The sequence below is a fragment of the Burkholderia metallica genome (assembly GCF_001718555.1).
GTDB classification, from domain to species: domain Bacteria; phylum Pseudomonadota; class Gammaproteobacteria; order Burkholderiales; family Burkholderiaceae; genus Burkholderia; species Burkholderia metallica.
Genome location: NZ_CP013401.1, coordinates 1,942,555 through 1,958,436, shown reverse-complemented (window position 1 = coordinate 1,958,436; position 15,882 = coordinate 1,942,555). Strand labels below are relative to the sequence as shown.

8 protein-coding genes are annotated in these 15,882 nt (G+C 64.7%); all 8 read left to right on the top strand.

All coding sequences use genetic code 11. The features are described from left to right. The first annotated feature begins 235 nt into the window (after positions 1-235). A complete protein-coding gene (locus WJ16_RS08740; RefSeq protein WP_069256725.1) occupies positions 236-3,034 on the top strand; it encodes a TonB-dependent receptor in 2,799 nt (932 codons plus the stop codon). Positions 3,035-3,223: 189 nt separating this feature from the next. Further along, a complete protein-coding gene (locus WJ16_RS08735; protein ID WP_069256724.1) occupies positions 3,224-5,086 on the top strand; it encodes an extracellular solute-binding protein in 1,863 nt (620 codons plus the stop codon). Between the two features lie 12 nt (positions 5,087-5,098). After that, a complete protein-coding gene (locus tag WJ16_RS08730) occupies positions 5,099-6,151 on the top strand; it encodes a microcin C ABC transporter permease YejB (protein WP_069256723.1) in 1,053 nt (350 codons plus the stop codon). Further along, entirely contained in the window at positions 6,105-7,202 is a 1,098-nt protein-coding gene (locus tag WJ16_RS08725; protein WP_069256722.1) for an ABC transporter permease, read from the top strand. The genes WJ16_RS08730 and WJ16_RS08725 overlap by 47 nt, the downstream gene beginning before the upstream one ends. After that, the gene (locus tag WJ16_RS08720; RefSeq protein ID WP_069256721.1) at positions 7,202-8,836 is read left to right on the top strand and encodes an ABC transporter ATP-binding protein; all 1,635 of its coding nucleotides are present in this window, start codon (positions 7,202-7,204) and stop codon (positions 8,834-8,836) included. The genes WJ16_RS08725 and WJ16_RS08720 overlap by 1 nt, the downstream gene beginning before the upstream one ends. A gap of 112 nt (positions 8,837-8,948) precedes the next feature. Beyond that, the gene (locus tag WJ16_RS08715) at positions 8,949-12,122 is read left to right on the top strand and encodes a multidrug efflux RND transporter permease subunit (protein WP_069258013.1); all 3,174 of its coding nucleotides are present in this window, start codon (positions 8,949-8,951) and stop codon (positions 12,120-12,122) included. A gap of 68 nt (positions 12,123-12,190) precedes the next feature. Beyond that, entirely contained in the window at positions 12,191-12,319 is a 129-nt protein-coding gene (locus tag WJ16_RS34755) for a Tn3 family transposase (RefSeq protein WP_076605902.1), read from the top strand. 639 nt (positions 12,320-12,958) lie between these two features. Then, complete coding sequence (locus WJ16_RS08710; RefSeq protein ID WP_069256720.1) at positions 12,959-15,679, top strand: TonB-dependent receptor plug domain-containing protein; 2,721 nt, start codon at positions 12,959-12,961, stop codon at positions 15,677-15,679. Positions 15,680-15,882 lie beyond the last annotated feature (203 nt).

Below are 15,882 nucleotides of genomic sequence, written 5' to 3'. Positions count from 1 at the left end.
TTATTGGAAACGGTAAGCAAGCTGTGCACTCAATGTAAGTAATAAGTATTGCAAATCAAATAACGAAAAAGGGCCATGCGGCGTTCGCGCTGCACGGTCGATCCATTCGGATCGCGGTGGTTGGCAGGGCGGAAATGACGGGCTCCGGCACACGGATGCCCTGGACGCGCGACGGAATTCACAAGATTCGGACGTGCACCGGGTGGGGTCTTACTGACGAGCGAGAGGAAACAAGATGAAGCAGAGAGCGCTAGCGTTGGCCATCAAAAGAATAGTCTGGGCAGAACTGGCACTCACCGCGACGCTGGCGGTGCCGGCCTTCGCACAGAGCCAGCCGGCGCCTGGCGCCGTTGCCGTGGCGGATGCGGTCGCGACCGGCGCGCCTCCGGCCGCGATCGTCGCGCAGGCGGGCGGTACCACTAGCACGCCCGCTGAAACGGGCGCGGCAGCACCCGGCGCGGCCGTGACGGACGATACCGTACCCGCCGTACCCGCCGCCCCGGCCGCGAACGGGCAGGGCAAGGTCGCGCAGATCAAGCGTTTCGAGGTGACGGGCTCGCTGATCCGGCAATCCGACAAGACCGGCTTTCAGCAGGTGCAGACGATCACGCCGAAGGAGATCCAGGCCAGCGGCGCGGTGACGGTGACCGACTTCCTGCGCAATGCGACGGCCAACTCGGCGAACAGCTGGGGCGAAGGGCAGTCGGGCAACTTCGCGGCCGGCGCGGCCGGCATCGCGCTGCGCGGCCTGTCCGAGAAATACACGCTCGTGCTGGTCGACGGCCAGCGCGTGGCGCCGTACGCGTTCTTCTCGAACAGCGTCGATTCGTTCTTCGACCTCAACACGCTGCCGCTCAACGACATCGAGCGCATCGAAATCGTGAAGACGGGCGCGGTGTCGCAATATGGGTCGGACGCGATCGGCGGCGTCGTCAACATCATCACGAAACACAATTTCCGCGGGCTGCAGCTCGACGGCAGCATCGGTAGCGCGATCAACGCTGGCAACGGCGACGGCACGACGAAGTTCGGCGTGCTCGGCGGCTTCGGCGACCTGAACGCCGACCGCTTCAACGTGACGGCGGCGCTCAGCTACTACAAGTCGAACGGGTTCACGCTTGCCGATCGCGATTCGACCCGCAACCAGGACTTCACGGGCAAGCCGGGCGGCTTTTCGCTGCTCGGGCCGTCCTACTGGAACATGCCCGACGGCAGTGCGCAGGCGTTGAACGGCTGCCCGTTCGGCGGGGCGGTCCGCCCGGCCGCGACGAACTCGCTGTCGGCCGGCCTGCCGGGCACGATCTGCGCGTTCAACACGGCGGAAAGCACGTCGATCCTGCCGATGACCGAACGCCTGAACGCGAAGCTGCATGGCGACTTCAAGATCAACGACACGACGACGGCGTTCGCGGACGTTCTGGAAAGCTACAACACGACCACGACCAACGATGGCCTGTGGAACAACGTGATCGGCAACCCGCAGAATCCGGCGCTCGTCTGGAATCCGCAGACGCAGCTGCTGTCGCCGTTCAACACGGTCGTGCCGGTGACCAACCCGTACAACACCACGGGCGCGGCGACGCCGTTGACCTACGCGTTCCCGAACACGGTCGCGCAGAAGACCTGGGCGAACTACTGGCGCGCGGCGGCCGGCATCAAGGGTTCGTTCACGCTGCCATACAGCGACTGGGACTGGGCGACGTCGGTCAGCCATTCGCAGAGCACGGTATCGAACGTGTTCACGAACCAGCTGAACGTGAACGCGCTGAACAACATCTACCAGAACGGCACGCTGAATTTCGCGAACCCGGCCGCGACGCCGAACGCGTTCAACGGCCTGTATCAGGAAGCGAACAATCTCGGCATCTCGAAGCTCGACACGATCGACGCGACGCTGTCGACGCCGAACCTGTTCCACCTGCCGACCGGTGACGTCGGCATCGGCTTCGGCGCGCAGTTCACGCACCAGAGCGAAACGCTGACGCCTGGCTCCGAGTACCTGAGCGGCGCGGTGATCTCGCCCGATCTGCAGACCGTGAACGGCGCGCGCAACGTCGCGGCCGTCTATTACCAGGTCAACGTGCCGATCCTGGAGAACCTGACGTTCAGCCAGGCAGGCCGCTACGACCACTACACGGACGTGGGCGGTGCGTTCTCGCCGCGCTTCGCGCTGCGCTATCAGCCGATCAAGGCGCTCACGTTGTATACGTCGTACAACCGCGGCTTCCGTGCGCCGACCTTCGTCGAGGATAGCAAGTCGCAGACGCTCGGCATTCAGGTCGACCCGGCCACCGGCCAGAACTACACGTCGATCACGGTCGGCAACCCGAACCTCGCGCCGGAACGCACGCGCAACTTCAACGTCGGCTTCCAGGTTTCGCCGGCCCGCTACACGGATATCGGCTTCGACTGGTACAAGATCCGCATCGACAACGTGATCGGCCAGGGCAAGCCGTCGCAGGTCGTGACCGACCCGACGACCGGCCAGTTGCTGTACAAGGTGATTCCGTACCAGAACCTCGGCTACCTCGACACGAACGGCTTCGAAGGCACGTTCCGCCAGGGTCTGCCGCTCAAGGGCTGGGGCATGCTCACGCTGTCGGGCGACTGGGCGTACGTCAACAGCTACAAGATCGGCTTCCCGGGCAGCGCACCGATCAACGGCGCGGGCAACAACTTCACGATCACGCAGCCGTTCGGCGGCAGCTTCCCGCGCTGGCGCGGCAACACGACGCTGGACTGGAACTATCGCAAGTTCGATGCGGCGCTGACGTGGCAGTTCACTGGCCCGTACGCGCAGAACCTGCTGGCGGAGCCGCCGAAGGTCGGTTCGTACAGCCAGTTCAACCTGATGCTGACGTACACGGGCTTCAAGAACTGGACAATCTACGGTGGCATCGACAACATCTTCAACCGCACGCCGCCTTACGATCCGATCTTCGCGAACGGCACGCTGAGCCAGAGCGGGTACGACACGTCGGTGTATTCGTACATCGGTCGCTTCGCGCAGGTTGGCGCGACGTACAAGTTCTGACGCCGACACGCGCAAAACCGAACTGCTTGGACAGGCCGCTCCACGTCCACTACCCCTAATTCGGAGCGGCCTTTTTTAACCAGGCGCGATGACGGTACTGCCGGGTTCGACCGGTATCGACAACGCATGAATCGACAGGCATTGATCGCGCGCGGGCATCGGGCCGGCACGCTACCGGGTTGACTAAACATGAGACTGTTGAAATGGCGGCGAATGCACGCACTGTTCGCGTGCGTGGTGCTGATCGCATGCGCCGCGGTCATGCCGCGGGCCGCACGAGCGGTGCCGGCCATCGCGCAATATGACCAGCCGAAATACCCGCCGGGCTTCACGCATTTCGATTATGCCGATCCCGACGCACCGAATGACGGCACGCTCAACTTCGAAAACTACGACGAGGCACAGAGCTACGACTCGCTGAACCCGTTCCTCGTGCGTGGCTCGCCCGCGCCGGACATCAAGAACCTGATGTTCGACACGCTGATGCAGCGCAGCTGGGACGAGCTCGCATCCGAATACGCGTTGATCGCCGACGACGTCGAGGTGGCGCCCGATGGTTTGTCGGCTACGTTCCACATCAATACGGCCGCGCGCTTCTCGAACGGCGACGCGATCACCGCGGCCGACGTCAAGTATTCGTTCGATACGCTGACGAGCCCGCAGGCGTCGCCGCTGTACAACACGCAATTCTCGATCATCAAGCGTGCGGTGGTCGTCGACAGCCACACGATCCGCTTCGAGTTCAAGCACGCGGAGCGCGACGCCGCGCTGATCGCAGGCGATCTGCCGGTGTTCTCGCCGAAGTGGGGGCAGCGCGCGGACGGTACGCGGCCGGCGTTCGACCAGATCGCGAACGAGCCGCCGATCGCGAGCGGCGCGTACCTGATCGAGCAGCGCAGGAACGACAAGCAGATCGCGTACGTGCGCAACCCGCACTACTGGGCCGCGAATCTGCCGTCGCGGCGCGGGATGTTCCGTTTCGCGCGCGTGTCGTTCAAGCTGTACCTCGACCAGTACACGGCGCTCGAGGCGTTCAAGGCCGGCGATGTCGACGCGCGGATGGAGTACAGCTCGACGCAGTGGGCGCGCAAGTACGTCGGCAAGAATTTCAGCAACGGCATGCTGAAGAAGGGGGAATTCCCGGACGGCCCCGCGCAGATGCAGGGCTTTCTGATGAACCTGCGCAAACCGATGTTCCAGGACGTGCGCGTGCGGCATGCGCTCGCGCTGGCGTTCGACTTCGACTGGATGAGCCGGATGATGTTCTACGGACAGTACCGCCGCACCAACAGCTTCTGGGACGCGAGCCCGTTCGCCGCGTCCGGCATGCCGAGCGCGAAGGAGCGCGCGCTGCTCGAACCGTACCGCTCGACGCTGCCGCCGGAGGTGTTCGGGCCGATGGTCAAGCAGCCGTCGACGCTGCCGCCGGGCTCGCTGCGCGAGAACCTCAGGCAAGCGCGCGACTTGCTCGCGCAGGCCGGTTGGCACTATCGCGACGGCGCGCTGCGCGACGCGAACGGGACGCCGATGACGATCGAGATCATCGACGACCAGCCCGGCATGGATCGCCTGATCCTGCCGTACACGCAAGCGCTCGCGACGCTCGGCATCCATGCGTACCTGCACGAGATCGACAGCGCGCTCTACCAGAAGCGGCTCGACAATTTCGAGTACGACATGACGACGTATATCTACCCGCCGGTGACGATCCCCGGCGCGGAGCTGACGCGCCGTTTCGGCAGCGCGGCTGCCTCGCAGCCCGGCTCGGAGAACTATCCGGGCGTGAAGTCGAAGGCCGTCGATGCGCTGATCCGCGCGGCGCTCGCGGCGAATACGCTCGACGATCTCGAGACGGCCACGCACGCCCTTGATCGCGTGCTGATCAACCTGTACGTACTGGTCCCGCAGTACTACATGCCGAACGCGCGGATCGCGTACAAGACGACGCTCGGCCATCCGGCGGTTGTGCCGGCTTCCTATCAGTACGAGGACTGGATCGTCGACTACTGGTACGGGAAGCGGCCGGCGGTCCAACCCGCTCCGGCGGCCTGACGGAGAACAACCATGCTGGCATACATACTCAGGCGCCTGCTGTTGATGGTCCCGACGCTGATCGGCGTCGTGACGATCACGTTCGCGGTTACGCAATTCGTGCCGGGCGGCCCGGTCGAGCAGTTGCTCACGCAGTTGCGCCACGGCAGCGCGCGCGGCGGGGAGGCGGGCGGAGGCGGGGGCGGCTACCACGGCAGCCAGGGCGTCGATCCGCAGCAGATCGAGCAGATCCGCAAGCAGTTCGGCTTCGACAAGCCGCCGCTCGAACGCTACGCGCTGATGCTGAAAAGCTATGCGACGTTCGACCTCGGGCAGTCCTATTTCGCGCACCGCAGCGTATGGGCCGTGATCCGCTCGAAGCTGCCGGTGTCGATCACACTGGGCTTGTGGACGGTGATCCTCACGTACCTCGTATCGGTGCCGCTCGGCATCGCGAAGGCCGTGCGCAATGGCTCGCGTTTCGACACGGTAACGAGCGTGCTGGTGCTGACCGGCTACGCGGTGCCGGGCTTTGTGCTCGGCGTGCTGCTGCTGATGCTGTTCGGCGGCGGCACGTTCTGGCAGGTATTCCCAATGCGCGGGCTCACGTCGGACAACTTCGACGACCTGACGCTGATCGGCAAGATGCTCGACTATCTGTGGCACATGGTGATGCCGGTCACCGCGTCGGTGATCGGCAATTTCGCGATCGTCACGATCCTGACGAAGAACACGTTCCTCGATGAAATCGGCCGGCAATACGTGCTGACCGCGCGCGCGAAAGGGGCGCCGGAGCGCGACGTGCTGTGGAAGCACGTGCTGCGCAATGCGGCGATCCCGCTGCTCACCGGGTTGCCGGCCGCGTTCGTCGGCGCATTCCTGAACGGCAACCTGCTGATCGAGACGCTGTTCTCGCTCGACGGAATGGGGCAACTGTCGTACGACTCGGTGATCCGCCGCGACTATCCGGTCGTGCTCGGCTCGCTGTTCCTGTTCACCCTGATCGGTCTGCTGACCAAGCTTATCGCGGATATCTGCTATGTCCTCGTCGACCCCCGTATCCAGTTCAGCCGCCTGGACCACTGATCCAGCGTGCGCGCCGTCGCCGTGGCGGCGCACGTGGCAGCGCTTTCGTGCGCAGCCGCTCGGCTATGCAAGCCTCGCGATCTTCGCGACGCTGTTCGTGCTCAGTCTGTGTGCCGACGGCCTGTCGAACGATCGGCCGCTGCTCGTGCGCTACGACGGGCACTATTACTTTCCGATTGTGAAGGACTATCCGGAGACCGAGTTCGGCGGCGACTTTCCGGCGAAGACCAACTATCTCGACCCGTACATTCGCGCGAAGCTCGAGGCAGGCGGCAATTTCGCGATCTATCCGCCGAATCGCTACCGCTACGACACGATCGACTATTTCGCATCGCGGCCGTATCCGGCGCCGCCGTCGGCGAGCAACTGGCTAGGCACCGACCAGTTCGGGCGGGACGTGCTCGCGCGACTGCTGTACGGGTTCCGGCTGTCGGTGCTGATGGCGTTCGCGCTGACCGTGTCGGGGGTGCTGGTCGGCGTGCTGACCGGCGCGCTGCAGGGCTTCTACGGCGGCCGCACCGACCTGATCGGGCAGCGCCTGATCGAGATCTGGAGTGCGTTGCCAGACCTGTACCTGTTGATCATCTTCGCATCGATCTTCACGCCTTCGCTGTGGTTGCTGTTCATCTTGCTGTCGATGTTCGGCTGGCTCGTGCTGTCCGATTACGTGCGCGCGGAGTTCCTGCGCAACCGCGCGCTCGACTACGTGAAGGCCGCACGCACGATGGGGCTGTCGAACTGGCAGATCATGTGGCGGCACGTGCTGCCGAACAGCCTGACGCCGGTAATCACGTTCCTGCCGTTCCGGATGAGCGCGGCGATCCTGTCGCTGACGAGCCTCGACTTCCTCGGCCTCGGCGTGCAGCCGCCGACGCCGAGCCTCGGCGAACTGCTGCAGGAAGGCAAGAACTACCTCGACGCGTGGTGGATCTCGATCTCCGCGTTCGCGGCGCTCGTCATCACGCTGCTGCTGCTGACCTTCATGGGCGACGCGCTGCGCAACGCGCTCGACACGCGCTCGCGCGGCTCGGCATTCGGCGGGGAGCGATGATGGCGAATGCGTTGCTTCAGATCGACGGGTTTTCGGCGCGCTTCGGTACGAAGGCGGCCGTGCAGGACCTGAGCCTGTCGGTCGGCCGCGGCGAGCGCGTGGCGCTCGTCGGCGAATCGGGGTCGGGCAAGAGCGTGACGGCGCTGTCGGTCCTGCGCCTCGCGCAGCAGGCGACGCTGTCGGGACGGATGCTGTTCGACGGCGAGGACTTGCTCGCGAAGACCGAACGGCAGATGCGCGGGATTCGCGGCGCCGACATCGCGATGGTGTTCCAGGAACCGATGACGGCGCTGAATCCGCTGTATACGATCGGAAAGCAGATCGCCGAGAGCCTGCGGCTGCACGAGGGGCTGCGGCCGGGCGATGCGCGCGAGCGGGGGATCGCGCTGCTGCGGCGCACCGGGATTCCGGAGCCGGAACGGCGCATCGACAGCTTTCCGCATCAGTTGTCGGGCGGGCAGCGGCAGCGCGCGATGATCGCGATGGCGCTGGCATGCCGGCCGCGGCTGTTGCTGGCCGACGAACCGACGACGGCGCTCGACGTGACGGTGCGCCAGCAGATCGTCGATCTGCTGATCGAATTGCAGGAGCAGGAGGCGGCCGCGCGCGGGATGGCCGTGCTGCTGATCACGCACGACCTGAATCTCGTGCGGCGCTTCGCGCAGCGCGTGGCCGTGATGGAGCAGGGTGTGCTCGTGGAGACGAACACGACCGACGCGCTGTTCGCCGCGCCGCGGCACGCCTATACGCGCCGGCTGCTCGACAGTGCCCCGCAGCGGGACGTCGAGCCGGTCGCGGCCGGCGCGCAGACGATTCTCGACGTGCAGGACCTCGCCGTCGATTACCGCGTCGCGGCGAAGGGCTGGCGCGCGGTGCTCGGCAAGACGACGTTCCGCGCCGTGCACGATGTGAAGTTGAACCTGAGGCGCGGCGAAACGCTGGGAATCGTCGGCGAATCGGGCTCGGGGAAATCGACGCTGGCGGCGACGGTGCTCGGTCTGCAGCGGCCGGCCGCAGGCTCGATCGAAATCGACGGCATGCCGCTGGACGCGCTGCGGACGACGGGCGGCAGGCGCGCGCTGTACGGCAGGATGCAGGTCGTGTTCCAGGATCCGTTCGGCTCGCTGTCGCCGCGCATGACAGTCGAGCAGATCGTCGGCGAGGGGCTCGCCGTGCACCGGCCGCAGGTAGCCGGCGCCGCGCGGCGCGCGCGGGTCGCCGCGCTGCTGCAGGAGGTCGGCCTGCCGGCCGAAGCGATGCTTCGCTATCCGCACGAATTTTCCGGCGGCCAGCGTCAGCGCATCGCGATCGCGCGCGCGCTGGCGGTGGAGCCGGAACTGCTGGTGCTGGACGAGCCGACGAGCGCGCTCGACGTGTCGATCCAGAAGCAGGTGCTGAATCTGCTGACGAATCTGCAAAAGAAGTACAAGCTGAGCTACCTGTTCATCACGCACGATCTCGCGGTGATGCGTGCAATGGCCCACCGGGTCGTGGTGATGAAGGCGGGGAGGGTGGTCGAGGAGGGCGATACGCTCGACGTGCTGCATGCGCCGTCTTATCCGTATACACGCGCGCTGCTCGCGTCGTCGATGCTGGCTCCGGTGCGCGGCACACAAGAGAGAGCCGATGATTGACGTGAAACGGGCGAAGTACGCCCAGGCCGCCCACACGCCGTGCGGCGGCGCCGACGGTGATGCCGTTTCGCGGTCCCGCGTCGAAACGCCGGCGGTTCGCTGACGCATGTCGATGCCATCGTTCTTCATCGATCGTCCCGTTTTTGCGTGGATCGTTGCGCTCGCAATCGTCGTCGCGGGCGTGCTCGCCATTCCGCAGCTTCCGATCGCGCAGTATCCGCGGCTTGCGCCGCCGCGGGTCGTGATCACGGCCGCGTATCCGGGCGCGTCGACCGAGACGGTCGACGGCGACGTCGGTAGCATCATTGAGGAAAGCCTCGACGGCGCCGACGGGCTTCTGTATTACGCGACGAGCAGCGACGGTCACGGCAATCTCGAGATCGACGTCACGTTTTCGCCCGGCACCGATCCGGACATCGCGCTCGTCGACGTGAACAACCGGCTGAAGCAGGTCGAGCCGCGGTTGCCGCAGCAGGTCGTCCAGCAGGGGATCGGCGTATTCAAGGCAGCGAACACGTTCCTGATGCTCGTCACGCTGACGTCGACCGACGGCACGCGCGATTCCGCGCAACTCGGCGATTACCTGAACCGCTACGTGCTGCGCGAACTGAAGCGTGCGCCGGGCGTCGGCGCGGCCGAGCTGTGGGACGCCGGCGAGGCGCTGCGGGTCTGGCTCGATCCGAACAAATTGCGTGAATACGACCTCGGCGCCGACGACGTGATCGCTGCGATCGGCGTGCAGAACGCGACGGTGACGGCCGGTGCGATCGGCGATGCGCCGTTCGAGCGCGGCCAGCAGCTCACCGCGACGATCGTCGTCAAGGGACAGCTGACGTCGCCGGAGGAGTTCGGCCGGATCGTGCTGAAGTCGAAGCAGGACGGTTCGGTGGTGCGCGTCGCCGACGTCGCGCGGGTCGAAATCGGCCGCGACGACTACTCGTTCTATTCGCGGCTGAACGGCCGGCCGGCGGCCACCGTCGGCATCCAGCTCGGCCCGCGCGGCAACGCGCTCGAAACCTCGAACGCGATCCGTGCGCGGCTTGCCGAACTGTCGAGGGTATTGCCGCCGGGCGTGGCGATGGAGATTCCGTTCGATGGCGCCCATTTCGTGACGATCGCGATCCGGGAGGTCGTGCTGACGCTCGTCGAGGCGGTCGTGCTGGTGTTTTGCGTGATGTGGCTGTTCCTGCGCGATCTGCGTTACACGCTGGTGCCGACCGTCGTGATTCCCGTCACGCTGATGGGTGCGTTCGTCGCGATGTGGGCGTTCGGACTGTCGATCAACGTGTTCACGATGTTCGGTCTCGTGCTGGCGATCGGCATCCTTGTCGACGATGCGATCGTCGTCGTCGAGAGCGTGCACCGGGTGATGGAGGAGGGCGTGTCGCCGCGCGACGCCACGCGCCGCGCAATGAAGCGGATCGGCGGTGCGATCGTCGGGGTGACCGCGGTGCTGACCGCCGTATTCGTGCCGATGGCGTTTTTTCCGGGCGCCGTCGGCGGCATCTACCGGCAGTTCGCGGTGGCGATGATCGCATCGATGCTGGTGTCGTCGTTCATGGCGCTGTCGCTCACGCCCGCGCTGTGCGCGAACCTGCTGAAGCCGGTCGCGCGACACGACGGCGGGATCGGCCACGCACGGCGACGTGGCATCGGCACGCATCTGGCCAACTGCTTCGGTGCGTTCTTCGCGCGCGTCGAATCCGGTTATCGCCGTCTCGCCGTGTTCGCCGTGCGCCGCACCGGCATGGTCGTGGCGGTCTACGCGGCGCTCGTGATCGCATGCGGGCTGCTGTACTGGATGATGCCGGGCGGCTTCCTGCCGACCGAGGACCAGGGGCAACTGCAGGTGATGATTCAGTTGCCGGCGGGCGCCACGCAGGCGCGCACGCTCGCGGTCGTCGAGCGTGTCGAGGCGATCCTGCGCGCGGAGCCGGCGATCGCGAACGTGACGAGCGTGATCGGCTGGAGTTTCGCGGGCAGCGGGCAGAACGTCGGGATGGCGTTCGTGGAGTTGAAGGACTGGGCGCGGCGGGACGTCGACGCGATGGCGTTGCGCGACCGGCTCAACGGGCGTTTCGGCACGATCCTCGACGGCGACGTCGAGGCGTCGCTGCCGCCGTCGGTGCGCGGCATCGGGCATTCCGACGGATTCACGTTCCGGCTCGAGGATCGCGGTGGCGTCGGGCTCGATGCGTTGAAGGCGGCTCGCGAGCAGTTGTCCGGACGAGCGAAAGCGGATCCGTTGCTCGCCGCCGTGCATTTCGAAGACCTGCCGGACGCGCCGCGCATCGAACTCGATGTCGACCGTGCGAAGGCGTATGCGCTCGGCGTGCCGTTCGAGCGAATCGCGGGCCTTCTGGGTGGCACGTTCGGCTCGAACTACATCAACGATTTTCCGGCATCGGGCCGGATGCGGCGGGTGATCATCGAGGCCGACCCGGCCGCGCGCGCGACCGATGCGCAACTGATGGCGCTGACGGTGCCGAACCGCACCGGCGACATGGTTCCGTTGTCGGCCATCGCCGCGCCGCACTGGACGGTCGGCCCGGTGATGCTGAATCGCTACAACGGTTATCCGTCGCTCGACATCAGCGGCCGCGCGGCGACCGGCACGAGTTCGGGCGCGGCGATGGCGGAGATGGAGCGGCTCGCCGGCGCACTGCCGGTCGGGATCGGCTTCGACTGGGTCGATGCGGCGCGCGAGGAGCAGGTTGCCGCGCGGCAAACGCCGCTGCTCGTCGGGCTGTCCGTGCTCGCGGTTTTCATGGCGCTTGCCGCGCTGTACGAAAGCTGGACGGTCCCGCTGTCCGTGCTGACGATCGTGCCGCTCGGCATGATCGGCGCGATCGCGGCGGCGCTCGCGCGCGGGATGCCGAACGACGTGTATTTCAAGGTCGGGATGATCACGGTGGTCGGGCTGGCGGCGAAGAATGCGATCCTGATCGTGCAGTACGCGCGCGATCTGGCCGGGAGCGGCGTGCCGCTGCGGCAGGCGGTGATCGACGCGGCCGCCGCGCGATTCCGGCCGATCATGATGACGTCGATGGCGTTCCTGCTGGGCGTCGTGCCGCTCGTGCTGGCGACGGGCGCGGGTGCGGAAAGCCGGCGGTCGATCGGCACGGGTGCGTTCGGGGGCGTGCTCGCCGCGACTATGTTCGGGCTCGTGTTCGCGCCAGTGGCGTTCCGGGTGGTGGTATCCGTAGGCCGGCGCGGGCGGCATGCGGCGGTGACGAAGCGCGACGTGCAGCGCGTGGAAACGGCTGAAAATCTGGAGATCGATTGATGGTCGCGACGGGGCGTTGGCGGTGCGATCACGGGATGACGGGATGACGGGGGCGCGACGCCAAGCACGTGCTCGAAGGGCTGCGCTATCAGGACTCCGATCTGTTGATCGCGGAACACTATGCCGACACGACGGGATTCATAGATCACGTATTCGGACTGTTTCTATGCCAAGGATTCGTGTCTCCTCTCTGGTAAACAAAAAAATTCGGGCTGACGAGTTCCGGCCGTGTGCTCCATTGCGGCGCATGCGCGAACGGGTGAAAAAGGCAGCCGCACAAGGAAGACAGAACAACGGTAGCGGCGGATGAACCATATCGATTTTTATTCGGCACCAACCGGGTGCGTCCATTGCACCTAAACAAAGTTATGTAGTATCAAATATTTTTTGACGCATCGATTATGTCCTGCTATGTTCGCGTCCAACGTAAAACTTTGGTAGTGAACGGTAATGAAGATTCCGTGCATTAAGACCTTCAAAGTGAAGACGTAAAGCAGCCCTTCAACGAGCGACTGCGTTTCCTGGCAACGCGTACGCGCTAATTGACAAAGCGCCATGGCGCGAATGTTTCAGGGGCATCTTGTATGCGCCCGTTCGATGCGCGAAAAGATCGATCTGTGTAATTAGGTTTCCTAACTCTATAGGAATGAAATTTCTTTTATTTCAAATTCATTCCACTCAGAATTGGAAGAAATAAATTTGAAAGAAATAAACGGGCGGACGAAATGGTTGTGATCGCCAGATGACGAATGAGGAACGCGGGGTAACGCTATTTAAAGGCCGGCGAATCTCCGTGCATACAAAAAGGTGAGGCCTTGCGACGACAGAGGGGTGTTATGAAACCAACGGCTTTGGGATCGGCAATACGCAGCATCGTATGGGCTGAAGTCGCGTTGACGGCGGCTTTGGGTACCTCCGCTTACGCGCAGACAACGCCTGTCGACGGCAGCGTCGCCGCCGAGCAAACCGGCAGCACGACCGCCGCCGCACCCGCGCCGGCATCGGGCACCGTCGCGGGCGGGCAGACCGTGAAGAAGCTCGACAAGTTCGAAGTGACGGGCTCGCTGATCCGTACATCCGACAAGGTCGGTCACACCGAAGTGCAGGTCATCACCGCGAAGGAAATCCAGCAAAGCGGATACACGACGGTTGCCGATTTCCTGCGTTCGACCTCGGCCAATTCCGCAAGCAGCTGGGGCCAGACGACGATGAACAGCTCGGCCCCCGGCGGCGCCGGCATGGCGTTGCGCGGGCTCAGCGAGAAATACACGCTCGTGCTCGTCGATGGCCAGCGCGTCGCGAACTATGCGCAGTCGGTGAACTTCACCGACACGTTCTTCGATGTCAACGCGATCCCGTTGAACATGGTGGAGCGCGTCGAGATCGTCAAGACCGGCGCGGTATCCGTCTACGGCTCGGACGCGATCGCGGGCGTCGTCAACATCATTACGAAGAAGAACTTTCAGGGCCTGCAGATCGACGGCCAACTCGGCAAGGCGCAGCATCCGGGCGACGGGCAGGGCAACTTCAGTGTACTGGCCGGCTTCGGCGACCTGAATTCGGATCGCTTCAACGTCACCGCGGCCGCCAGCTATTACCGCGATTCGGGCTCGACGCTCGGCGATCGCGACATGACGTCGGCGCAAGACTTCACGCAATATCCCGGCGGGCTGGCAGCGCCGCTCGGGCCGAACCAGCAATCGTACTGGTCGCTGGCGGACGGCTCCAGGGTGCCGCTTTCGCCGTGCCCGCCGGGCAGCAAGACGAGCGCGACCAATTGCACGTACAATCCGGCCGCGTCGACATCGCTCGTTCCGTCCACGACGCGCCTGAACGCGAAGGTGCGCGCCACCTTCAAGATCGACGACAACACGCAGGCCTATGCGGGCTTCTGGGTAAGCCGCGATGAAACCGTCCAGTTGCAGGGACCTGCCTCGATCTCGAGCACGACGAACGTCTACAACCCTTCGACCGGGTCCGTTTCGCCGCTGCCGCGCACCGTACCGGTGAGCAACCCCTATAACCCGTTCGGCGTGCCGACGGCGATCAACCTGACCTTCCCGGGCAACGTCGTGGGGGCGGACACGGTATCGACGTTCTGGATGGCGAACACGGGCGTCAAAGGTTCGTTCGACACGGGCAGATTCGGCGCGTGGGACTGGTCGGCCGATTACGGCCACTCGCAGAGCACCGTCGATACGACGTATCGCAACCGGATCAACGTCGCGGGCCTCGAGAACATGCTCGCGAACGGCACCTACAACTTCTCGAACCCTGCCGCCACGCCAAACGGCCTGAACGGCGTTTTCACGGACGACGATCAGCAGGCCATCTCGAAGGTCGACAGCGTGACAGCCAAGGCCTCGACGTCGAATCTCTTCACGCTGCCCGGGGGCCCAGTCGGCCTGGGCCTGGGCACCGAGTTCCGTCACGAATCGTCGACGATCAACCCGCAGACGCTCGCGTCGCAGGGCGTATCCGCACCCGCGAACGTGCAGACGGTGGAGGGTTCGCGCAACGTCGCCGCCGCGTTCTACCAGGTCGACATTCCGATCCTGCGCAACCTGACGTTCACGCAGGCGGGCCGCTACGATCACTACAGCGACTTCGGTGGGGCGTTTTCGCCGAGTTTTGCGCTGCGTTTCCAGCCGGTGCAAATGCTGACGACGTATGCATCGTACAGTCGCGGCTTCCGCGCGCCGACCCTCGTCGAAAACTCGCAGGCCGTCTATCTCTCTCACCAGAACCTCGTCGATCCGAACGATCCGAGCGGTGTGCCGACCAAGCACTTCACGACGGAGCAAGTCGCGGGCAATCCGAATCTTCAGCCCGAGCACACGAAGAACTACAACATCGGCTTCCAGCTTTCACCCGATGCGATGACCGATATCGGCGCGGCGTTCTACAAGGTCCGCATCGACGGCGTCATCGGCACCGATGATCCGAACGCGGTGCTCGTCGCCAACGATCCCTCCCGCGTCGTGCGCAACGCCGACGGGTCGGTGCGTTACCTCGTTCAGCATTTCGTGAACCTCGGTGCGCTCGACACCGATGGCTTCGATCTCAATTTCCGCAAAGCGCTGCGCACCAAGTACGGCACGTTCACGCTCGCAGGCGACTGGACTTATGTGTGGCACTTCAAGCTGCACAGCCCCGGAACCGCACCGCAGGACTTCGCCGGCAACAACCTTGCGCTGCTGCAGCCGTTCGGCGCGAGCAACCCGCGCTGGAAGGGCAATACGAGCGTGAGCTGGGACTACCGGCAATTGACCACCACGCTGACCTGGCAATACACGGGGCCATATACGAACGCCGTGGCCGCGGAATTCGGCGACGGAGGTACGGGATCGGTGGCGTCGTACAGCCAGTTCAACCTCATGTTCAACTATCGCGGCTTCAAGCATTGGACCATTTACGGCGGCGTCACGAACCTCTTCGACAAGAAGCCGCCGTTCGACGTCGAGTGGCAAGCCGTGCCCGACATCACTGGCTATGACCAGTCGCTCTACACGAACCTTGGTCGTTTCTTCCAGGTCGGGGCGACGTACCGGTTCTGACAGGGAGGAAGCCGCCAGGCGGCAACCGGTCCCGGCGCGCGGCCCGCGCCGGGACGACGAAGAATGAGCTGGACCGGCAGCCGGCCTCAATCAAGGTCAAGTGCAGAGGTGCAAGGTTTGAACGCGAGGACGCTTGGCCAGCAGCCCCTCGTGCAGTCGATTTTTCATATTTGACATAATCAACATTATCAGTTATTTGTGTT